Annotated in this window: 19 protein-coding genes, 1 tRNA gene and 1 pseudogene; 1 reads left to right on the top strand and 20 read right to left on the bottom strand. The window is 38.3% G+C overall.

All coding sequences use genetic code 11. The features are described 5' to 3' along the window. From ACQRDX_RS07290 to ACQRDX_RS07230, 13 genes are all read right to left on the bottom strand, one after another. Window positions 1-2,063: DEAD/DEAH box helicase family protein (locus tag ACQRDX_RS07290; RefSeq protein ID WP_427895679.1), on the bottom strand; the 2,063-nt coding region annotated here is incomplete at its 3' end. A 179-nt stretch (window positions 2,064-2,242) separates the two neighbouring features. Continuing rightward, window positions 2,243-4,894, bottom strand: coding sequence for a valine--tRNA ligase (locus ACQRDX_RS07285; protein WP_427895677.1), 2,652 nt, complete (start codon window positions 4,892-4,894; stop codon window positions 2,243-2,245). A 43-nt stretch (window positions 4,895-4,937) separates the two neighbouring features. Further along, on the bottom strand, window positions 4,938-5,528 hold the full coding sequence (locus ACQRDX_RS07280) for a GNAT family N-acetyltransferase (protein WP_427895675.1): 591 nt from the start codon (window positions 5,526-5,528) through the stop codon (window positions 4,938-4,940). 310 nt (window positions 5,529-5,838) lie between these two features. Continuing rightward, window positions 5,839-6,945: a hypothetical protein gene (locus tag ACQRDX_RS07275; protein ID WP_427895673.1), complete on the bottom strand. Its 1,107-nt coding sequence runs from the start codon at window positions 6,943-6,945 to the stop codon at window positions 5,839-5,841. Between the two features lie 56 nt (window positions 6,946-7,001). After that, entirely contained in the window at window positions 7,002-7,337 is a 336-nt protein-coding gene (locus ACQRDX_RS07270) for a helix-hairpin-helix domain-containing protein (protein WP_427895671.1), read from the bottom strand. A 29-nt stretch (window positions 7,338-7,366) separates the two neighbouring features. Continuing rightward, complete coding sequence (locus ACQRDX_RS07265) at window positions 7,367-7,621, bottom strand: DUF1912 family protein (RefSeq protein ID WP_354368179.1); 255 nt, start codon at window positions 7,619-7,621, stop codon at window positions 7,367-7,369. A 144-nt stretch (window positions 7,622-7,765) separates the two neighbouring features. Beyond that, window positions 7,766-7,836: transfer RNA gene (locus ACQRDX_RS07260), tRNA-Thr, on the bottom strand. A 139-nt stretch (window positions 7,837-7,975) separates the two neighbouring features. Next, on the bottom strand, window positions 7,976-8,977 hold the full coding sequence (locus tag ACQRDX_RS07255; RefSeq protein ID WP_427895669.1) for an aldose epimerase family protein: 1,002 nt from the start codon (window positions 8,975-8,977) through the stop codon (window positions 7,976-7,978). Window positions 8,978-9,167: 190 nt separating this feature from the next. Next, window positions 9,168-9,569: a PTS sugar transporter subunit IIA gene (locus tag ACQRDX_RS07250; RefSeq protein ID WP_427895667.1), complete on the bottom strand. Its 402-nt coding sequence runs from the start codon at window positions 9,567-9,569 to the stop codon at window positions 9,168-9,170. 11 nt (window positions 9,570-9,580) lie between these two features. Further along, a complete protein-coding gene (locus ACQRDX_RS07245) occupies window positions 9,581-10,411 on the bottom strand; it encodes a PTS system mannose/fructose/sorbose family transporter subunit IID (RefSeq protein ID WP_427895665.1) in 831 nt (276 codons plus the stop codon). Beyond that, a complete protein-coding gene (locus tag ACQRDX_RS07240) occupies window positions 10,392-11,285 on the bottom strand; it encodes a PTS mannose/fructose/sorbose/N-acetylgalactosamine transporter subunit IIC (RefSeq protein WP_427895663.1) in 894 nt (297 codons plus the stop codon). Before ACQRDX_RS07240 ends, ACQRDX_RS07245 begins: the two co-directional genes overlap by 20 nt. Before the next feature lie 33 nt (window positions 11,286-11,318). Further along, the gene (locus ACQRDX_RS07235) at window positions 11,319-11,798 is read right to left on the bottom strand and encodes a PTS system mannose/fructose/N-acetylgalactosamine-transporter subunit IIB (protein ID WP_427895661.1); all 480 of its coding nucleotides are present in this window, start codon (window positions 11,796-11,798) and stop codon (window positions 11,319-11,321) included. Window positions 11,799-11,808: 10 nt separating this feature from the next. Continuing rightward, window positions 11,809-13,581: a glycoside hydrolase family 35 protein gene (locus tag ACQRDX_RS07230; RefSeq protein ID WP_427895659.1), complete on the bottom strand. Its 1,773-nt coding sequence runs from the start codon at window positions 13,579-13,581 to the stop codon at window positions 11,809-11,811. Window positions 13,582-13,742: 161 nt separating this feature from the next. Here ACQRDX_RS07230 and ACQRDX_RS07225 point away from each other — a divergent pair, with 161 nt between their 5' ends. Then, window positions 13,743-14,453, top strand: coding sequence for a GntR family transcriptional regulator (locus ACQRDX_RS07225; RefSeq protein WP_427895657.1), 711 nt, complete (start codon window positions 13,743-13,745; stop codon window positions 14,451-14,453). A 290-nt stretch (window positions 14,454-14,743) separates the two neighbouring features. On the opposite strand, the gene lacD is transcribed toward ACQRDX_RS07225, so the two are convergent. The 7 genes and pseudogenes from lacD to ACQRDX_RS07190 all read right to left on the bottom strand — a co-directional run. Next, complete coding sequence (gene lacD / locus ACQRDX_RS07220; RefSeq protein ID WP_427895655.1) at window positions 14,744-15,724, bottom strand: tagatose-bisphosphate aldolase; 981 nt, start codon at window positions 15,722-15,724, stop codon at window positions 14,744-14,746. Between the two features lie 10 nt (window positions 15,725-15,734). Continuing rightward, window positions 15,735-16,910 carry an SIS domain-containing protein gene (locus ACQRDX_RS07215; RefSeq protein ID WP_427895653.1) on the bottom strand — a complete coding sequence of 392 codons (1,176 nt, stop codon included), beginning with the start codon at window positions 16,908-16,910 and terminating at the stop codon, window positions 15,735-15,737. A gap of 26 nt (window positions 16,911-16,936) precedes the next feature. After that, window positions 16,937-17,674: a GntR family transcriptional regulator gene (locus tag ACQRDX_RS07210; RefSeq protein ID WP_427895651.1), complete on the bottom strand. Its 738-nt coding sequence runs from the start codon at window positions 17,672-17,674 to the stop codon at window positions 16,937-16,939. A gap of 133 nt (window positions 17,675-17,807) precedes the next feature. After that, the gene (locus tag ACQRDX_RS07205; protein ID WP_427895649.1) at window positions 17,808-18,335 is read right to left on the bottom strand and encodes an adenylate kinase; all 528 of its coding nucleotides are present in this window, start codon (window positions 18,333-18,335) and stop codon (window positions 17,808-17,810) included. Between the two features lie 9 nt (window positions 18,336-18,344). Further along, on the bottom strand, window positions 18,345-20,021 hold the full coding sequence (locus ACQRDX_RS07200; RefSeq protein ID WP_427895647.1) for a recombinase family protein: 1,677 nt from the start codon (window positions 20,019-20,021) through the stop codon (window positions 18,345-18,347). Window positions 20,022-20,524: 503 nt separating this feature from the next. After that, entirely contained in the window at window positions 20,525-20,959 is a 435-nt protein-coding gene (locus ACQRDX_RS07195; RefSeq protein WP_105120727.1) for a hypothetical protein, read from the bottom strand. 223 nt (window positions 20,960-21,182) lie between these two features. Beyond that, a pseudogene (locus ACQRDX_RS07190) lies at window positions 21,183-21,459 on the bottom strand (heavy metal translocating P-type ATPase); the annotation flags it as partial.

Here is a 21,459-nt window from a genome sequence, read left to right as displayed (position 1 = left end):
AACGTAATAAAATTCAAAAATCGCTTTTCAACTTCTGATAGAAGGATTGTTTCTTCTGAAAATTTATTGATGACATCTCCATAATTTTGAAAATTGGAATTTTCAAAAAAGACAAGCGGATCAATGCTATTCAATTTCACAAAATCTGATAGATATGGAATTCTACCCAACTTGTTCTCTAAGTCTTTAAAAGCATCTCGTAAAATTTTAATTGATGAAAGTGTCGTATTTGTGATAGATGAAAAAATTTGTTCTTTGGCAACCTTCTCAAAGTTGATTGTCGTCAATCCTTTTAATATATTTGGCTCTCTGACGTCGCGACGATAATTGTCCTTGTTCATTGATTGGTCACCAAAAAGTGCAACTGGAATTAGATAGTTGTTTTGATAGTTTCCAATAAAATCAATAATCGTAACAAACTCTTTTGAATCGTGCTTCCTTAAGCCTCGTCCTAATTGTTGAATAAAAATGATACTTGATTGGGTGTTACGAAGCATAACAACCTGGTTGACACTTGGAATATCAATTCCCTCATTAAAAATATCAACCGTTAAAATATAGTCTAAGTTCCCATTTTCTAATTCTTGAACAACTCGCTGTCGCTCTTCTTGACTATGTTCTCCTGATAGCGCACGTGTGCGAAGTCCCCTATTATTAAATTGACTTTCTAATTCATTTGCCTCTTTAACAGAAGAACAGAAAATCAACCCCTTAACCACTTCTCCGCTAACTCCGTAGTAAGCGACTTTTTCTAAGATATGATTAACACGCTGGTCTGATACTAAATTCGAAAAAGTGGCTTTCTCACCAATCAATCGGCCATCAATCTTAATGTCTGAAACGCCGTAGTATATAAATGGACAGAGCATATCATTATCAAGTGCCTCTTGTAAGCGAATCTCATAGGCAATATTATAGTCAAAAAGCTCATAAATATTTTGTCCGTCTGTTCGCTCAGGTGTCGCTGTCATCCCTAAATAAAAATCTGGCTGAAAATAATTCATCACTTTTTTATAGGTATCTGCACCCGCTTTATGAACCTCATCAATCAAAATATAGTTAAAGAAAGTTGGAGCAAGTGATTGGAGATTGTCTTCTCTCGAAATGGTTTGAATGGTCGCAAAAATATACCTCTTTTGTGAAATATCCATCCCACTTTTATAAATGCAACCCTCATCATCCTCAAAACCTAACACTTTTTGAAAATCTTTTAATGATTTCTGAAGAATTTGTTCTCGGTGGACAATAAACAACATTTTCTCTGGATTATATTGTTTAACATCAAAAGCAGAAAGATAGGTTTTTCCTGTTCCAGTTGCACTAATGACCAGAGCTTTTTGTGCACCATTTTTCCTAACGGTTGCGAGACCTTCTAGAGCTTGCTCTTGCATCTTGTTGGGGCGTATAGATTCTTGGTAAGGGGCTATTGACTCATCCTGGATCGTTGCTGGTTGTATCACCGTCTTTCTACGAGCCGAATAAGCATTGATTGCTTCTATATCTAAAACGATTGATTTTTCCCAAATACGCTCAAACTCTTCTTTTGCATTCTGAATAAAATCACCATTATGTGTAGATGTCAACTTCACATTCCACTCATAGTTCACTTTTAAAGCCGTATGCGTTAAATTGGAACTACCAGAAATGATAACTTGCTTATCTTTTTGCTCAAACAGATAAAACTTAGCATGCATTTGCAAATTGACTGGTGTTATCCGTATTTGGACATTTTTCAGTTTAAGCAATTCCTTCATCGCTATGGGGTCGTTGAAATCCAGATACGGAGAAATTAAAATTCTCCCTTGTATTCCCTCATCCGCCAAATCTGATAATTGACTTTTAATCAGGGCTAGTCCAGACTGAGTAATAAAAGCCACACTGAAAGCAAAGGATTTAGCCTTGCTTAATTCTTCTTGAATATCATTTAAAACATAACGATGAGTTTCTGTATCATTAATTAAAATTTTAGGCGAATAGACTCCTTCTTGAAAAACCTCTCTATCAATAAAACCATATTGCAAAGAATGAAGAAGGTTATCTTTAAATAATTGGTTATTAGCCATGACTATTTCCTTTGTTGTTAGATAATACTATTATTATAAAAATTCAAAAATATGTAAAGATAGAAAAATACTTCACTAGAAACAAAGTTTCATTATTTTCTATTCTTCCTAACATTATCTCAGCTAACACTTAAACAAAAACCCAGCCTTTTTGGGCTGGGTATTTTATCCTATTCTACCTACTTAACCAATTTCTTCATCTCTTCAATCCGTCCTACTGTCGCATCATACTTAGCTTGGTAGTCGGCTTGTTTTTCTTTTTCTTTTTCAACGACTTCTGGTTTGGCGTTGGCGACGAAGCGTTCGTTGCCGAGTTTTTTGCCAACCATGTCCAATTCTTTTTGCCATTTGGCCAGTTCTTTGTCTAGACGAGCCAACTCTTCTTCGACGTTGAGGAGGTCTGCTAGTGGCAAGAAGATTTCAGCTCCTGTAATCACAGCTGACATAGCCAATTCTGGTGCTGTCAAATCAGCTGAGATTTCCAAGGTTTCTGGATTGGTGAAGCGTTTGATGTAGTTGACATTTGACGTGAAGAAGTTTTCCAATTCAGCGTCACTTGTTTTCACCAAGATAGTGATTGGTTTTGATGGTGCTACGTTGACCTCTGCACGCGCATTACGAACGGCACGAATCAAGTCTTTCAAGCTCTCTACACCCTTATGAGCGCCAGTATTCTCAAATGCTTCATTGACCACAGGGTAGGCCGCCACCACGATAGAGCCCTCTGCGTACTGGGCGAAGATCTCTTCCGTAACAAACGGCATGATTGGGTGGAGGAGGCGAAGGATTTGGTCCAGCGTGTAGAGAAGGACAGATCGGGTCATGACTTTCTCAGCCTCGTTGTCGCTGTAAAGCACCTCCTTGGTCAGCTCGACATACCAGTTGGCGAACTCTTCCCAGATGAAGTTGTAGAGAATGTGACCAGCCACACCAAACTCGAACTTGTCAAAGTTTTCAGTGACCTTGGCAATGGTTTCGTTGAGGTTGTGGAGAATCCAGCGGTCCGTCACGTTGCCAGCCTCACCTGCTGCGACTTTAGCGACATTCTCACGCGCTGCATCCAAGGTCAACCCTTCATTGTTCATGAGGATGTAGCGGGAAATGTTCCAAATCTTGTTGATGAAGTTCCAAGACGCGTCCATCTTCTCATAAGAGAAGCGAACATCTTGACCAGGAGCAGAGCCGTTTGACAGGAACCAACGCAAAGCGTCCGCACCGTATTTCTCGATGACATCCATTGGGTCGATCCCGTTTCCGAGTGACTTAGACATCTTGCGACCTTCTTCGTCACGGATCAAACCGTGGATCAGCACGTTCTTGAATGGCTGACGGCCTGTGAACTCAAGCGATTGGAAAATCATACGAGACACCCAGAAGAAGATGATGTCATAGCCCGTTACCAAGGTTGAGGTTGGGAAGTAGCGCTTAAAGTCCGCCGCATTTTCATCAGGCCAGCCCATGGTTGAGAATGGCCAAAGGGCAGAGCTGAACCAAGTATCTAGGACATCCTCATCCTGTACCCAACCGTCACCTGCTGGAGCCTCTTCTCCGACGTACATTTCGCCAGATTCGTTATACCATGCTGGAATCTGATGACCCCACCAAAGCTGACGCGAGATAACCCAGTCGTGTACATTTTCCATCCATTGGAGGAAGGTATCGTTGAAACGTGGTGGGTAAAATTCAACCTTGTCAGCAGTGTCTTGATTGGCAATGGCATTCTTAGCCAGTTGGTCCATTTTAACAAACCATTGAGTTGACAAACGTGGCTCGACTACCACACCTGTACGCTCAGAGTGACCAACTGAATGCACACGGTTTTCGATTTCGACAAGGGCACCCAGTTCTTGCAACTTCGCAACGGTTGCTTTACGGGCTTCAAAGCGGTCCATGCCTGCAAATTCACCTGCCAACTCGTTCATAGTACCATCATCGTTCATAACGTTGACTTGTGGCAGATTGTGGCGTTGACCTACGAGGAAGTCATTTGGATCGTGGGCTGGAGTGATTTTCACAACCCCTGTACCAAATTCCGGATCTGCGTGCTCATCCGCAACGATTGGGATTGGCTTGTTAACGATCGGTAGGATAACGTTTTTACCAATCAAGTCCTTGTAACGTGGGTCTTCTGGGTTAACCGCCACCGCAACGTCACCGAACATGGTTTCAGGACGAGTTGTCGCAACTTGAAGGGCACGAGAACCATCTTCCAACATATAATTCATATGGTAGAAAGCACCTTCGACGTCCTTGTGGATCACTTCAATGTCAGAAAGGGCAGTTCTGGCCGCTGGGTCCCAGTTGATGATAAATTCGCCACGGTAGATCCAGCCTTTTTTGTAGAGTTCTACAAAGACCTTGCGAACAGCTTTTGACAGTCCTTCATCAAGTGTGAAACGCTCACGTGAATAATCCACAGATAGCCCCATCTTGCCCCATTGTTCCTTAATGGTCGCAGCATACTCATCTTTCCATTCCCAGACTTTATCGAGGAATTTTTCACGACCAAGATCATAGCGGGTCACGCCTTGCTCCCGCAAGCGCTCCTCAACCTTAGCTTGAGTGGCAATCCCCGCATGGTCCATACCTGGAAGCCAGAGGGTATCAAAGCCCTGCATACGTTTTTGACGGATGATAATATCTTGAAGAGTGGTATCCCAAGCGTGTCCCAAGTGCAACTTACCTGTGACGTTTGGCGGCGGAATGACGATAGAATAAGGCTTAGCCTCCGCATCGCCTGACGGCTTAAAAACATCTTGGTCCAACCAAGTTTGATAACGACCAGCCTCAACAGAGGCTGGATTGTATTTTGGTGATAATTCTTTTGACATTTATTGTTCTCCTTTTATATAGTAAATCATATTATTTCTCATCTTAAGCGCGGGACTCCTTCATCTTCTCCCACTCACTTTTTAGAAGACCGTATCGTAAATCATGACAGCGATTGCCTTGAATATCTTTTCGGTCACGAATGCTAGCTTCCAGAGTAAAACCGAGTTTTTCAGCGATACGTCTGCTTTGTCTATTGTAGTCATAGCAAACAATTTCGACTTTATGAAGGTTAAGAAGTGTAAATCCAACCTCAATTAATGCCTCTACAGCTTCTACCATGATGCCTTTCCCCCAATAATCTGGATGGAGCATGTAGCCAATTTCAAAGACATCATCTTCATGACGGTGATTGAAATCGCAAGAGCCAATAATGCGGTCGTTCCCCTTGACTGTTATACCATAGCCTGATGGCAGATTTTCTTTTTCAAGATTTTGGTAGTAGTGATTTTCAAAATAATCATACTCGTCTTCCAAGGTTGCAATGAGTGGCAGACCAGCTGGATAAACCACATTTTCTAAGCTAACGTAAGCAAACATATCTGGCACATCATCTATCGTCCGCTGACGCAAGATGAGACGTTCCGTCTCCACAGCTGGTAACATCTTATCTTTTAGTTCTCCAACAACTTTCATCCTTATCTCCTTACTATAATACTCATAAAGCATCAAAAATCCCTGCCTAGACTTGCTAGACAGGGACGAAGTTGATTTCCGCGGTACCACCCTTGTTCAGATTGATTATCTGCACTTTATCTATTCGATTCAAAACATCAGCAACCAGTTTTGACATTTGTGCGGATTTCTCAGTACCACCGCTTCCTGTGACAAATGGAGTCCAAAACACCTCTGAATGCTATTATTGTAGCAAATAAGACAGGCAAGTGCAAGAAATTTACTGGATTTCTCAAACTCTCTCACCTGCTTTAAACCAATCTGTTGGCCCTTACTCTATCAGACCACCAAAATCCTTTATCAACAAGCCAGTTGCTGTTTTTTCAAAAACGTAATGTCGATTGGAGTGACCTGTTGCTGGTGAACGACCATCAGTATAAGAAGTGATAGTGGTATAGGAAATATCGCAAGTGACTGTATTTCCTGATACTTGAATATTGGAGATACTATCGGTTGTGGAGTCATAACGCGCAATCCCCTCATTTGCTGAATCATTGACCACCCAATCAACTGTAATACGATGACTTTCAGATCCCTTTACAAAATTATCAGCAATCGCATCTGTACGCGTTGCCAATGAGCGATTGATATCCTTACGGTACTGATTTACCCGCTCTTTAATCTGAGCCTGCACGCCTTCTACTGATGCATCTTGCTTGTCACTTTTTTCATCAGCCCTGTAATAAAATGAACCATACATTTCAGACATCACAAGAACACGATCCTTAGTTGTATCATCCTGATTTGAAATCTGTGCACCAGCTAAATCAATGGTTGGAGTGCCAGCAGGAAAAAAGAAGTAAGCCATGCGACTGGTTCTCACACCAGTTTCTGTTACGATGTATTCAACATAACCATCTTCATGTTGCATAACCTCCACATCACCCACCAGCTTATCCGTCAACTTCAGAGTATCTTGACCATTAGTCCACTCCCCCTGAACACTCCTTAAATCTCTCTTATAAAGCGCTTCTATATCCATTTTATTGGATGTCGTTTCTGTGGTTTTAGCAGTTGTTGAAGTAGAGCTTGAACTTGAAGTGGAACTTGTGGACGTGGCTTTAGCGGTTGTTGAAGCAGAGCTTGAACGTGAAGTGGAGCTTGTGGAGGTAGTTTTTGAGGTACTTGTTGCTTCTTTCTGTTTTGAAGGGGTTACCTTGACAACCTTTACTTGCTCAGCATCTTGCAAAGCCTGCTTCAAACAAAAGCCACCTACTCCCAAAACAGCTATCCCAAGTCCTAAAAAAAGGCGTTTAGACAATAGGTTACGAGAGGTTACTTCCACACGTCCCTCTTGAATAGCTTGATGCAATTCAGCTGGAGAGGGCTTGCGCCCATGAACTTTTTTAAATTGTTTGATAAAGTCTTGTTGATTCATGTCTTGTCCATTAATTATCCAGTATTATTGTTAAGTGATTCTAGGGACGATGCTTCTTAGGCTTTAAAGTCAATCCCTTTTTCTTTTAACTGTTTAATAGTTGCTGGACCAATCCCTTTTAAAGCTAGCAACTCTTTTTCAGTCCAAGTTGCAAATGCTTCTAAAGAAGTAATTCCTTCTTCATAAAACGTTTTCAAACGTGCTTCTGGCAGACCTGCCAGTTCTTTAATGTTAGAGAAAGCTTCAAAACTTGTAGTAATCGTAGAAGCGACTTTTTGAGGTGCTTCTTCAACTGCCTTCACCACGCGCTCAATCTTCTGACCTGCTTTTCTTCTAAAATCTGCTGCTTCTTTTCGTAATGCTTTTTTACGGTTTACTTTTTTCTTAGCCATTATAATCCTAAATTCTCTCTTTCTGGTTTTTAATAGGGACGAGTTCCAAATAAATCATCTGGTAAATCATGAAAACTTTTGCCATCATGATAATTGGCAAACTTAGTGGTTAGAAACTGGTAAGCATCCAGACGACTTTCATAACGAATAACAGCCTCTTTGGCACGCTCATCTTGACTTTCTTCCCACACAGCCTGACTTTGTTCCATGGCCATTTTGTTGATCATGACCTGTTGGCTTACCCATTCTTCAAACTCTTTTAAAAACTCTTGTTCGTAAGACACACTTTTCTCCTCTTCTCACAAGTTACAATCTTACTTATTATAGCTCAAAAAAGCCTAGACTTCAAGGATATTGCCAGTATTTCTTCAAAGCTAATCTATTTAAAATAAAAAAACCTAAACGATAGGTTTCTCTCTGTTTCTTGATGCCACCACCGAGAATTGAACTCGGAACTGAGCATTACCATTGCTCTATTATACCATTTAACTATAGCGGCTACCTTCTTATATTACTATAGTTTTTCATAAAATGCAAGAATATTTTTACTCTCACTTCAAAACAATAGACTGTGCCCCATCCTGATCTTTTCCTGTCAGTCACATAATCAAGATTTTGGTCACAGTCTTTTATAATCCTTAAAAGTCAAAATGATAAGTGGTCTGACTAGAATAAAGCCTGTTAGCCTCAAGTAAAATCTGACCAAACTGTTTTTCTTTTACTGTGTTAGGTATAGCTTGAGCCTCCAAACTAAAAGCAGAATGCTTCTCCTTGTTTTTGCCATGGTTATAGGTATAAATCACCACTGCAGGTTGATCTGTTGTCATGGTTAAGCAAATTTTCTTATCAGGACTCTTAACCTGGACTGGCACATCATAATCTGCCAATAACCAAGCATGATCATACCCCCCTACCATTTTAACTTGTGGATGACGTGAATGAAAACCAGAAGCAAATTCCTGATAATCTCTAAAATCAAATGGACTATAGAGAACTGGTAACAATTCTCCTGTTGGCAAATGATCCTCTCCTAATTCGGCTACATAATCAGAAGCAATTTTAACCAGATGATGTTCGACAGAATGATTAAAATGGCCTGTTAGATTAAAATAAACGTGATTGGTCGGATTAAAATAAGTATCCTCTGTGGATTTTGCTTCGTAGGTAATCCTTAAAGTATCGTCCTCATCCAAATGATAAGTAATCATCACCCAAAGCTTTCCTGGAAATCCCTTATAGTTTTCCTCGAAATTGTGACTAAAACTCACACTATTATCCACAGTATTGATAAAATAATCCCAATAAATTACCTCATAACTATTTCTTCCTCCATGAAGCGTATTTTGCCCATCATTTTGGTCTAAATAATAGTTTTTTCCCGACAATTCAACAAAACCATCTCTAATACGCCCTGCAACAGGACCAATACTAGCCCCAACATAACTATCATGTTCCTTATAAGCTTCATCAGAAGAGTAACTTTTAATAACCTGTCGCTCCCCATCTTCTAAAGGAAGGGTTATTCCAACCAAACGAGCACCAAAATTACTAAGACTGACCGTCATCCCTCTACTATTTTTTAAGATCAATAACTTGGCTCTTTGTGAACCAAATGGTTTTACTTTAATTATCTTATCCATCGCTCCTCACCTCAATAAAAGGAGTGGAAAAATGTTGAAAATCACTTTATCTCACCCCTTTATCACTATAAGCAACCTGATTTTTCAAAAAAAGTAACTATCTTAATATCCACTAAATAATACTCTTTAGACCTCATCACTCCCTACTTTACCACTTAAATGGAAGTAGCTAGATCGCTCCAGCTACTTCTCACTCATCATCCTCATCAGCGACTAATAATAAATCGTTGACACGTTTGATGTTGCTGGTTCCATATTGAATAAGATCGACCTCTTGATCTAGTAGTATTCCGTTTAAAAAACCAATAACCATCGGCATATTCATCCCGACATAGAAATCAAAATTGCCCCCTTCAAGTAAGAGTTTTGAGACAACATTTGCTGGAGTTCCACCTAGCAAATCTGCCATGACGATAAATTGATCAAAATCTTTTGTCAATGCTTCAAATTTTTTTCTAAAATCATCAGGACCTTCTTCTGGCAAAAGAGCTAGTGTGTGAACTTGATTTTGTGGTCCCATAATCATTTCCGTACTCTCTTTTAAGGCTTCACAAAACCGACCATGACTGATCAAAACCAATTGCTTTGTCATATGTCACTCTCCTATACTCCTAAAATAGGAACTTTTAGCCACCAAGATAGGAAGGATACTCCTACGGCTATTGCAATCACAATAAAGATCGCTTTAGTAGAAGTCATTCCTTTTTTACCAAGTAACCAGTAAATAAAGCCTGCAAAAAGAGCTGGTACCAGACGAGGGAAGATTTTATCCAGTGTTTCTTGAAGATTAAACACAACACCACCAAAATCTTGTGCATAAGTAAATTTAAAGTTAATCATGGTGGCAATTAAAGCGCCGACCATAAAGACCCCAAGAACAGATGCCGCATCTGTTAAAGCTGTCAAACGGTTTTGCATGGTTGTCACCAAGCTCACCCCTTCTTTATAGGCAAACTCTAATTGTTTCCAACGGAAAATATCATAAGCTACAGCCACTAAAATCCAAAGGAATATCCCAATCGGATTACCATCTGTTGTTGCAAGACCAGCAGCCAAACCACCCATGATGGCAGGAATAGTTGATCCAAAAATAGAATCCCCAATCGCAGCAAATGGTCCCATCAAACCAGTCTTAATACCTGTGACAGCCTCTTTTGATTTTGTGCCTTCACTTTCTTCAAGAGCCAAGTCAATCCCTGTCACAATAGTATGGAAAAATGGCGAAGTATTAAAGAACTGAGTATGTAGGCGCATCATTTCTTGCAGCTCAGGAGTGCCATCTCCGTACATTTTTCTTAACTGTGGCAAAATCATATACAGATAGCCTGAAGCTTGCATCCGTTCGTAGTTCCAGCCCCACTGGAAGGTGAAGAGACTACGGCGATTGATTTGATTAAAATCTGCTTTTGTTAATTTATAGTTCGTCATCTTCAATTTCCCCACTTTCTGACTGATTTGTTACAGTTGCCACAGTTGGTACATTGATTGCATTTTTATAACTAATAGCTGCTAGAGCAAAACCGATAACAGCAATTCCAATCATTGGAAGACCATTAAATTGAGCACCATCCAAAGCTTTTGCGATGTCTGCTACCACACCGACACCACCTGCTAAGGTTGTCACATAACCAAATAAGGTTGTCAGCATAGCTGTGATGGTAAATCCAAGCGCCAAGTAAGCCAAGTTTTTCTTAACTGGAAGATAACGTAGTAAAATAGCAAAACCAACACCTGGAAGCATTTTACCAGCTAAAATCAATCCATCTGCTAACCATTGTGCATTGTTAGCAATCCAATCGGATAAGGTTTTAACGGCATCCCCACCTAAAGCAAGGGCCAAAAATACAGGAAAGGCACGAGATAAAGCCCAAGGAATAGCTCCCAAAAGGTAGTCACGTTCAATACCTTTATAGTTAAAGTTTTCAACATGTTTATCAATACGGTGTGCAAAATAAGTTGTTGAGAAGCGACCTAGAACATCTGTATAAACCATCAAAGCTGCAACAGGGACCGCAATGGCAGAAATAGCCAATTCTCTATCCATTCCAGTTGCAACAGAGAAGGCAGTCGCAAGAAGAGCACCCGATGTCGCATCAATACGTGATGCGCCACCAAAGGTCCCTACACCAAGAACAACCAGTTGCAAAGCACCACCGATATAAAGACCTGTTTTTAAATCTCCCATGATTAAGCCGGTAATAAAACCTGCAAATACTGGAGAACCCGCTGACGATACAATAGTCAACTCATCCAAGATTTGATAAGCAGAGTAGAGCGTCAGCAATAAAATTTGCCACCATTGAATCATGATTTTCTCCTCCTCACACTATAAGATTTTGGATTATTTTCTAAGTAAAGGCATAAATTCCTCAACGGCATCACTTGGTACCATTTGAGCAATTAAATGAATGCCTTGTTTGTTAAGAGCCTCAAAAACTTCTATATCACGATCAACAACATTGATTGAACGTGTGATTGATCTGGTTTCTTCTGTCTGTGACATATTTCCTACATTGATTTCACTTAATGGCACACCATACTCAATCAAGCGAAGGAAACGATCTGGTTTTCTAGCCACAATTAACAAACGCTGTGAATCATATTTTCCTGATAAAATATTTTGTGCTGCTTTTTCCACAGGAAGCACACTCAATTTCACACCCGCTGGCGTCGCTAATTTCAACCCACTTTTTTCAATGTCATTTTGAGCGACCTCATCATCAATCACCATGATACGACTAATTTGTAGTTTGGTTGTCCACAAATTTGCCACCTGACCATGAATCAGACGCCCATCAATACGTGCACCAATGATTGTCATAATGATCCCCTCACATCTCTTTATAAATTGGAGTTTTTACAAAATCAATCGCCTCTGCATATCGCCCTTCTGTCTCAAAAATCAGAACTGTATTATCCCCTTTCCTAAAGAATTCTTTTGGAATATACAAGGATAAGGTAGGACCAATATCCCAAAAACGACCAATCAGATGATGATTTACCATCACGCAGCCTTTTCCAAATTGTGATACATCTAGATAAGTGGCTGAAGGCTCATCTAGATTAACCTGATAGCGATAAAGTCCTGCTACACCTTTTTTCCACTCTTTTGAAAAATTTAAATCTTTCCATTTTGAAAAATCTAAACCATAATGTGTCCAATTGGTCACAAAATGCAAGTCCGCCATCATTCCCCGTCCTAGTCCTTTTCTTTGACTAGGTGCCAGCAACTTATGACCATAATTCACTCGCCCCATATTTTCAACTAAAATTTGGATGCTTAGGGTATCCGACAAAAGAGGAACCTCTATATCTCCACCAATTTCTTCTTGGTATTGTGTTGCCATTAGTTGACCATCTAAGTAGAGGTGAATTCGGTCTCTCGCATCAATAATTCTTAGTCGCTCCTCCTCCTTATCTTTTTTGATAGTGGTCTCATAAAGGATATACCCTTCATTTTGACCTAAATCTTCCATGTTTTGAGGGTAAAGACAATTGATCTGATAGCTTGCCAACTGATCTAAATTGTCCAACAAGGACATCTTGTCCTCTAAAGCAATCCCTTTTTTCTCCATAAAAGATTTTGTAAGTGGTTTATCAAACCATAAATTTGGATAACGTGCTTTCAAGGCCTCCTGTAAGGCAAAATATTTGGCTGTAGGATTGCCTGATTCATCCAATAGCGCATCATAATCATAAGAAGTAATTTGCGGTAAATCCGTCTGTCCTCGAGCAGAACAACCATTTTTAAAGCCGAAATTAGTACCACCATGAAACATATAGAGGTTAATCGATCCTAGTTCTATCGCTTCCATGACAGCTTCAACCAGCTCTTTAGGATTTCGTCTAACAATTTCTTGCCCCCAGCGATTAAACCAGCCATCCCAAAACTCCATACACATCAGAGGCCATGTTTTCCCATTTTCATCAAAAAATGCTTGCATTTGGGCAAAATTTTTTTGGGCACTGGAGCCAAAATTTCCAGTAACCAAAATATCATCTTCAATTAAACTGCCTGCCCTTAAGGTAGCTTGCCAAGGACCATCTGATGTAAACAGCGGCTGACTTATCCCACCTTCAAGCAGCAAATCTCTAACCTTTCTTAGATAAGCTTTATCTTCCCCATAGGAGCCATACTCATTTTCTATTTGAAACATCAAAATATTACCACCATTATCTAACTGGTGTTTTACGAGCTTTGGCAGTAAAAAATCATAGTACCTTGCTAGATAGGTTAAAAATTTTTCATCTGACGAACGAATCCGTATGCTTTTAGTCAAAAGCCAAGCTGGTAAACCGCCAAACTCCCATTCCGCACAAATATAAGGCGAAGGGCGTATAATGGCATATAAACCTAACTCTTGAGCTAAATTCAAGAAAGCCTCAAAATCTTTTTCACCACTGGCATCAAATATCCCTTCTCTCTCTTCATGAAAATTCCAAGGAATATAAGTTTCAACAGTATTAAATCCTAAAGCTTTTAGATTATATAAGGAAGCATACCAATCAGCAGGGGGTATCCTAAAATAATGGATACTACCTGATAATATTTTAAAGGCCTTCCCATCTAATAAAAATTGATCTCTAACTTCAAATCGAGGCATAGTGACCTCCTTAAATAAAGTCAATTTGAAAACGTTTTCTTTTTATATTGATATATTAACATATTTTAATGGTTATATCAAGTTTTTAGGTGCAGTTTCTCAAAAAATTTAGTATAATAAATGGTGAAATAAGCAGCCTGTTTAATTGAAAGGAGGTCATTATGGCAGAACCCAAATATCAAAAAATCAAAAATGATCTTCGCCAACAGATTATTTCTGGAAAATTTGAAAACGGAGATAAGTTTTATACTGAAGCAGAGCTAGTTGACATCTATGGCGTCAGCTCAATCACGGTTATCCGTGCCATCAAAGAACTGGTCTCAGATGGTTACCTTGTGCGAAAACAAGGTAAAGGAACCTTCATCTCTCGTGCTAGAAAAGGAAAGTTAGTAGAGTTTTCAGACATGGAGCTCTTTCCTATTGAAACCGATACAGTCACTGTCTTATCCATTCAAAAAGGAAATGACGCTGAATACTTAGAAAAGCTTGGGCTACCAAAAACAGAGTATTATTATAAAATTATCCGCCTACGCTATGCAGATGGCTCCCCTTACCTTTACCACCAATCCTATATTCCAAGATATTATATTCTAAACCCAGAGGCTGATCTTCAACATTTCAAGTCTATTTATCAACGCTTTAAACTAGATTTTAATATCCATATGTCCGAAGAGCCCTTTATTGAAACTAACCAAGTTGTCATACCTAGCCCAAAACCTGTTCAAGAAGCACTCAATTTATCCCCAACAGAAGCGAGTATCCTTCAAATCAAAAAAACACAATCATCTGTTACTCAAAGCATCCTTGAATACACAGAAACCTACAAACACTGGAAATATTATAAATTTGAAATTAAAGCAAACAGCCAATAGAGGTTGGACCATCAGTCCAACCTCTTTATTTAGAATTCATGATAATATCTTGACGCAGTGGGAGATAGGATTTGTAAAGCCAATCTCCTCAGTTCGTGTTTTACACTTCAAATCTACCTTAGCTACTGTTGCAAACAGAGAGAGGTCAAACCGTCAGAGTAAGGACTGTTTGAGCCAGGAAATAAAATAAGTCAAAGTAGTCTAGTAGAGGATTTTAGCAAGAACTTACATGTTGGGAAGTAAGGTGATTAACCAATCGAGGTCTTCCCACTCCCTTAGCTATCTCACTATCAACTTAACTTATTCCACCAAGGATGTGCGGTTTCGACTAGCACCTCATTAAGAGCATTTATGTTAGATTTTCCTTGTTGTCTTAACCACTCTCTTGTCGCAAGCACACCATTTTGAACAAATGGTTCCACAGCATCCTTCCAAGTAGCCCGACCACACAAGACACCATTAAACTGAGAACCTGATGCGTGAGCAAGCCTTAGAGTGTCTTGGAAAAGTTGAGCTGAGACTCCTGCACTTAAAAAGATAAATGGCAAATGGGTCGCATCTGACTGTTCTTTAAAATAAGCCATAGCTTCTGATTTTGTATAGACCACTTCTTCTCCGAAACCTTCCACATAGCGCATATCAACAGGAACTTCCACTTTTAACACATCCACTTTGTAATCAGCTTTTGAAAATTCTTTCATCATTTTAATGACTTTTCTTGGCTTATCAGCTGCAAATTCCTTAGATTGCTTATCTGATCCCTTTGCATCGTAAGATAATAATTCCAAGAAAAATGGCATATTTTCTGCCGCACATTCGCTCCCTAATCGCTCAACAAAGATATGTTTCACATTATTCACATAAGGATCATCATCAATATCATAGTAGAGCAAAAATTTGATAGCATCTGCACCTTGTTCCTTCAGATGAAGAACGGACCACTCTGGTAACAAATCTGGTAAACGGCCTGGGCGGCTAGTATCATACCCTGTTTTTTCATAAGCTAGCAAAAGCCCAGCTTCTTTATCTCTGATGTTTGCTGCATCTAACCCATACTCAGGATCTAACAAAATAGAGGACGCATACGGTGTTAATTCTTCTGACACTAATCCTTTAAACTCTGATATGACTTCCTTACTCGGTTGATACCCAAATTGTTCAAACATTTTTTTCAAAGCGCCTCTTTGATCAATAGCCAGGGCTGAAATAATACCATCTTGTCGTGACACTGCCTCTAAACGTTGACGTTTTTCTTCACTTAATGTCCACATAAGCTACTCCTTATCTTCCATAGGGATGAATTCGAACACCTTTAACCACACGATTAACCGTACCGCTTACAGACGGCGTATCTGGTTTATTTTTTACCTTAATAGCACTTAACAGAGCAATGACCTGTGCAACCATAATACTAGGAAAGGCTAGATAAGCATCTCTTAATAGAGGCTCACTTCCTAAGTTAATCATTTGCCCAGAAAAATTTTCCCTCCCTTGTTGACCAATCGCTATCACCGATTTCGCGATATGATCTGCAGCAATTTCTTCTAAAATATCTAAATCATAATCTCTAGTATAAGTGTTATTATTTAAAAAACCAAACACCAAGGTTTTATCCGTAATAAAGGACTTGGGACCATGACGAAAGCCCATTGAAGAGTCAAAAATAGTTGCGACCTGACCAGCTGTCAACTCTAAAATTTTTAATTGTGCTTCTCTGGTTAAAAGAGAAAAACTTCCTGATCCAAGATAAACCAGTCGGTCAAATGTTCCATCTAATAAATCATTTATCTGTCTAACCTTATCCAAAACACCTCGTCCCATAGCAAACAAAACCGACACGAGAGATTCTTTTTCAGATAAATGATAACTTTGATCAAAAATCAACAAAGCCATTAACATCATACAGGTAAACGACCCTGTCATTGCAAAGCCAGCATCATTTGATTTTTCTGGCATTAAAAGTAACAGATTTTTTTCATCATCCACCGATTGCTTAGCCAACTCTCCATCTTGAGCACAAGTAATCGTTAGCTGATACAAATTAGGAACAATTGTTCGAGCTAAGTCCACTGCTGCTAAGCTTTCTGGGCTATTTCCACTTCGAGCAAAAGAAACCAGGAGCAAAACTTCATCCGAAAATAAATGATAATCTGGCGCAGAAACAAGCTCCGTTGTTCCAATACTCTCAAAGTCAAAATGTTTTCGGTCTCCAAATTTTCTAAGATAAGCAAAAATACTATCTCCAACATACTGAGATGTTCCCGCTCCTGTAAACAGTACACGAACTTTCTTACCATCTGATTGACAGATAACTTTTTCTAAAAACTGCTCAATCATTTGTTTTTTCTGTTGAAAAATAGTTAAAGTCTCCAACCACAATTCTGGCTGCTGACTAATTTCACGGGTGGTCACCTCAGCTCCTAAGCTAACTAGCTCTTCTTTTGACATCTGTAACATAAGCTACCTCCTAATAGGATAAAAAGCTAAGTCTTATCCCCTTGCCTTAAATGACTAATACGATAACGAAACTGATCTGCACGCGCAATACTAAAAGTGTATTCTATTAGTTGATTTTTATCCGTATAGGTCTTTCGTTGAAGATGAAGAACAGCTGATCCTAACGAAATCTTAAGCAAATCAGATTCCATCTCCATCGCTACACTGGCATAAAACTCCTCCTCAGCCACTCTAATCGTTTGCTTAAAATCTTCTGCAAAAATATCATATAAGGGCTTTTTCTCCAACATGCTTCTCGTTAAAGTTGAAAATTCCTTGTAAGGAAGGTAAGAGCGCTCTAGCATCATCTCAAGACCATCTGCCAAGCGTAGTCTTTCTAACTCCCAAGCTTCTTCTCCAACTTCCATACCCATATCCTTAGCTAAATACGTATCTAGCTGTATTTTTCGAAAAGATAAAATCTTCGTTTGAGGATCTTTACCGATTCGTTTCATTTGCTCCGTAAAACTATAGGCTGTGGATAAATCACATGCAGGTTCTACAATCTCTGATACAAATGTTCCCTTTCCTTGTTTTTTATAAATCACACCTCGCTTCTCTAAGTCTTGTAAAGCTAAGCGAACTGTCATTCGACTCACATCATAGGCTTGGATCAATTCCCGTTCACTTTGCAATTTCTGATTAGGGGACATGGTCTCTCTAATTTTTGTCTCTAACGCTTTGACCAATTGGAGATAAAGCGGTATTTTTTTTACTTTTTCCATCCTATCACTTCTTTCAATTGGTTATAACCACATATAGTATATTATAATATTGAATTTTAGTCAAGAAAATAACCGTTTCCACTCCAACTAAAAAAGCTTATCCCAAAGGATAAACTTCAAAAATCTATCAGGATTATTCTTTATGTCCTTGCAGTTGGCGTAAAAAATTCACCTTATCTCTTTGACTTTTTAAAATCCATACGTGACCAGAAAAATTTTCTAACAAGCTCTCTACCCTGGCATCATGTTTACGAGCATAGGTCCAAACAAAATACAAAAAATCCAAATACTCTTTATCCCAATGCTCCTGAAACTCTTCTGGCATCTCAGGCCTACTCGCTCTGTTCTTCCTAAAATCAAACGAGCGTTTCAAAACACGATACAGGGTTATCATAGGTGAAGACTTTAGCCAAACCACAGTATCTGCTTCTTTAAAACGTAGCTCCAAACTATCCCCATAGTTTCCATCAATAATCCATTCTTCATGGCTCCTCATAAACTCTAACATAGACCTTTTGAGTTGTTCTCTCGCCTCTTTTTCATTGCTGATTTTATGAAAAATACTATCTAAATGAAGCAAAGGCAAGCTTCTTAGCTCTTTAATCTGTCTAGCCAGACTTGTCTTACCTGTTCCTGGACTTCCAATAATCATCAGTTTCATCGATCAAACCTAGACTTTCTTTACTAATTTCACAACCGCCTCAACCGGTGTACTATTGTCCAAACTAATTTCTAAGTCTTCCTCAATGATTGGAAGCTTGAAATGAATGGCTTTTACCCAACGTCCTGCTTTATTTTTGTCATCATAAATTTCGACTTTTTCAATCAACATCTGACACAATCGCTTCTTGTCGATATCTTCCATGACGTCCATAAATGATGCAAAGTTAACTAATATTTTATAAATATTATCAGCGGTCATTTTATCTTTTAGGATTACCTCTCGTTTAGATTCACTTGTCTCAATTAGCCTTTCTACATCTGCTAATTTATCATAAATAGTATTTAATCTCATATCTAAATCAATTGACTTTTGCTGAAAATGAGGATCTTCAAAATTTAAGGAGTCAATCTGTTGGATTAAATTCATTTTAGTTGCACTTAATTGGCGAAAGAGACTTTTATATTGTTCAATTTCACTGTCTATCCTACTTGTATCAACCTGAATATTTATTTTCTCTTGCAGTTTTCGTGCAAAATCAGGTCTTGAAACTAACTTACTAATGATTGATAATACTTCATGGTCTAAATTTCCTGTTTTAAGCTGTTTATTAAATGTGCACTTATGACCATCTACATGTTTTCTATGTTTACAAGCATAGTAGTAATAGTTTTTATAGTATTCATCTTTCTTATTTTTATTTCGCTTGATACTTTTATTTCCATAAAGCCCAGCATGGCATAATGGACATTTTATCAACCCTGAAAGTATATAGATAGAATCGCCCTTGTTTGGATTCTCACGTTTATACTTATGGGCATTAGCTTCTCGTTTTTTCCTCACTTTTTTCCAAGTCTCATCGTCAATAATGGCTTCATGGATTCCGTCTGTTAGAATATAATTTTCAGACTGCGTGACTTTCGTTTCACCAGAAATTTTATCTCGAGTGCTTTCACGCCGTCCAAAAGCAATTTTTCCATTGTAAACTGGATTGTCTAAGATTCTTGCAATGCCACTTGATGAAAAATATGGAAGCGTACTATTGTGTCGAATTGGTTTCTTTATATCTAGGTTGGCTAAATGCTTGGCAATAGCTATAGTGCCCATATCACTGTTGGCAAATAAATCAAAAATCATCTTTACGGATTCAGCTTCTTCATGATTTACTTGTAATTGACCATTAACAAGGGAATATCCTACAGGCGCAAATCCACCATTCCATTGACCAGCTCTCGCTTTTTGTCTACGACCTTCCATAGCTTGAGAAATAATATTCTCTCTTTCCATTTCAGCAACTGCCGACAAGATCGTAATAACTAACTTTCCTGAATCCTTTGAACTATCCAGTCCATCATCAACGCAAATCAGATTTACACCATGAGATTCCATAATAGCTAGAGATTTTAAAGTATCCGCAGCATTCCGACCAAAACGTGATAATTTGAATACAAGTACATAGTCCACCTTATCTTTCTCTGCTTCGATGTCTGATATCATGTTCATAAATTCCGTTCGTCCTAGAATGGTTTTACCAGATTTCCCAGCGTCTTGATAGGTTTTCACAATCTCAATATCAAAAGCATTGGCATATTGCTGAATTTTTGCTTCTTGAGCATCTAATGAAAATCCTTCAACCTGCATAGTCGTAGATACCCTTGTATAGATATAGGCTTTCTTTCGCTTCATTTAATTTCTCCTTGAAAAGTTTGACCAAAAAATACCCTTATAATCTTAAGGGTATTTTAACTCTTTTTAGAAAAGAATACAAGCAACTACTCATCAGTATACAGGTTTTCTTCCTTGATTGGTAAATTTGAGCAATCAATGTTGTCTCCATATTTCAGAAGCATTTCTTCCAAAAATCTCACTAGTTCATCCATAGATGACCTCCAAGTGAAATTATTTGACTCTGATTCCTCATTACAAAAGGCAGAAGTAGTTGCTTGTAGAAATGTAAATCATGTAAGTTCATGATAAACTCCTTCTATAACTCAACTATATTCTGCCATTTTTTGGAAATTATAAAAAAACCGTTAATGAATTTGATATTAGTTTTAATTCCATGCAAAAATCTTCTTACAGAAGGTAAGAAGATTTTAGTTTTAAAACATTGTTAGATGTGTACTAGAAGTATATATACAGTACGATTAAACACAACTCTTGTCAACATTTTAAAAATTATTATCCACTTAAAAAATTGCCTCATTCATCAACTTCATTTCATAAGGAATTAGCTTTGAACTTATTTGCGAAATATTATCCTTTAGATATTGGATAATATTAGGATAACCAGTTAACTCCTCTGGTAATTTTACTTTCTTGACTGCTGAACAAGGTACCCCATAATCAATTAAGAATTGTAATCTTTCATCAACTTGTTCATTTTCTAATAAAGCAGCAAACACGCTATAGTCCCCGCACTTCATTTTTGATTGGCTAAAAACATATTTTTGAATAGAATCAACAACAGCAAGAAGCTTGGGAATCTCAAAATTTGCATCAGTTCTCTGAAATTTCAGCATATAATCGATAGCCCGATCCAAAGGATCTTTCTTATTTTTTTTAACATAGTAATCGTATTGTTCATAAATCAATTCTTTGAATGATAGATTTATATATTTCAAGGCTGTTACTGCTTTATTTTGACTATAGCCATACTCATCTCTATGCTTCAGGTACTTATATCCTAAAAATAATCAGTTCTATAATAAATTAAAAATCGTGTTGGTAGAAAAATCGTCTACTTCTACCAACACGATTTTACAAAGAGCCAGTACTTACATCTCTTTTTTCTCCTGTAAAACTATTGTATCTTGATACTTTAATGAGTTTCAATCATTCGATCTGTTAACCGTTATTTTTTGGATCTAAACTTAATAACATAGCATTAATGGCGACGATGACTGTTGACACAGACATTAGGATTCCTCCTAATGCAGGGCTTAATGTGATACCAATAGGAGCCAAAATTCCTGCAGCTAGAGGGATAGCTATAAAGTTATAACCGGCTCCCCAAAAGAGATTTTGTTTCATTTTACGAGTTGTTTTGTGTGCTAATTCAATAAATGATTCAATATCTCCTGGATCAGATTGAGTCAATATGACATCAGCTGAATCCAACGCC

Origin of the sequence: Streptococcus sp. SGI.013, from assembly GCF_050315295.1 — a bacterium.
Classification (GTDB): Bacteria; Bacillota; Bacilli; order Lactobacillales; family Streptococcaceae; genus Streptococcus; species Streptococcus porcorum.
This window is presented reverse-complemented; position numbering and strand designations above follow the sequence as displayed.

Coding starts and splice junctions, on each gene's coding strand:
- ACQRDX_RS07285 (WP_427895677.1), bottom strand. CDS start 4,894: ATGTCAAAAGAATTATCACCAAAATACAATCCAGCCTCTGTTGAGGCT.
- ACQRDX_RS07280 (WP_427895675.1), bottom strand. CDS start 5,528: ATGAAAGTTGTTGGAGAACTAAAAGATAAGATGTTACCAGCTGTGGAG.
- ACQRDX_RS07275 (WP_427895673.1), bottom strand. CDS start 6,945: ATGAATCAACAAGACTTTATCAAACAATTTAAAAAAGTTCATGGGCGC.
- ACQRDX_RS07270 (WP_427895671.1), bottom strand. CDS start 7,337: ATGGCTAAGAAAAAAGTAAACCGTAAAAAAGCATTACGAAAAGAAGCA.
- ACQRDX_RS07255 (WP_427895669.1), bottom strand. CDS start 8,977: ATGGATAAGATAATTAAAGTAAAACCATTTGGTTCACAAAGAGCCAAG.
- ACQRDX_RS07250 (WP_427895667.1), bottom strand. CDS start 9,569: ATGACAAAGCAATTGGTTTTGATCAGTCATGGTCGGTTTTGTGAAGCC.
- ACQRDX_RS07240 (WP_427895663.1), bottom strand. CDS start 11,285: ATGATTCAATGGTGGCAAATTTTATTGCTGACGCTCTACTCTGCTTAT.
- ACQRDX_RS07235 (WP_427895661.1), bottom strand. CDS start 11,798: ATGACAATCATTGGTGCACGTATTGATGGGCGTCTGATTCATGGTCAG.
- ACQRDX_RS07230 (WP_427895659.1), bottom strand. CDS start 13,581: ATGCCTCGATTTGAAGTTAGAGATCAATTTTTATTAGATGGGAAGGCC.
- ACQRDX_RS07225 (WP_427895657.1), top strand. CDS start 13,743: ATGGCAGAACCCAAATATCAAAAAATCAAAAATGATCTTCGCCAACAG.
- lacD (WP_427895655.1), bottom strand. CDS start 15,724: ATGTGGACATTAAGTGAAGAAAAACGTCAACGTTTAGAGGCAGTGTCA.
- ACQRDX_RS07215 (WP_427895653.1), bottom strand. CDS start 16,910: ATGTTACAGATGTCAAAAGAAGAGCTAGTTAGCTTAGGAGCTGAGGTG.
- ACQRDX_RS07210 (WP_427895651.1), bottom strand. CDS start 17,674: ATGGAAAAAGTAAAAAAAATACCGCTTTATCTCCAATTGGTCAAAGCG.
- ACQRDX_RS07205 (WP_427895649.1), bottom strand. CDS start 18,335: ATGAAACTGATGATTATTGGAAGTCCAGGAACAGGTAAGACAAGTCTG.
- ACQRDX_RS07200 (WP_427895647.1), bottom strand. CDS start 20,021: ATGAAGCGAAAGAAAGCCTATATCTATACAAGGGTATCTACGACTATG.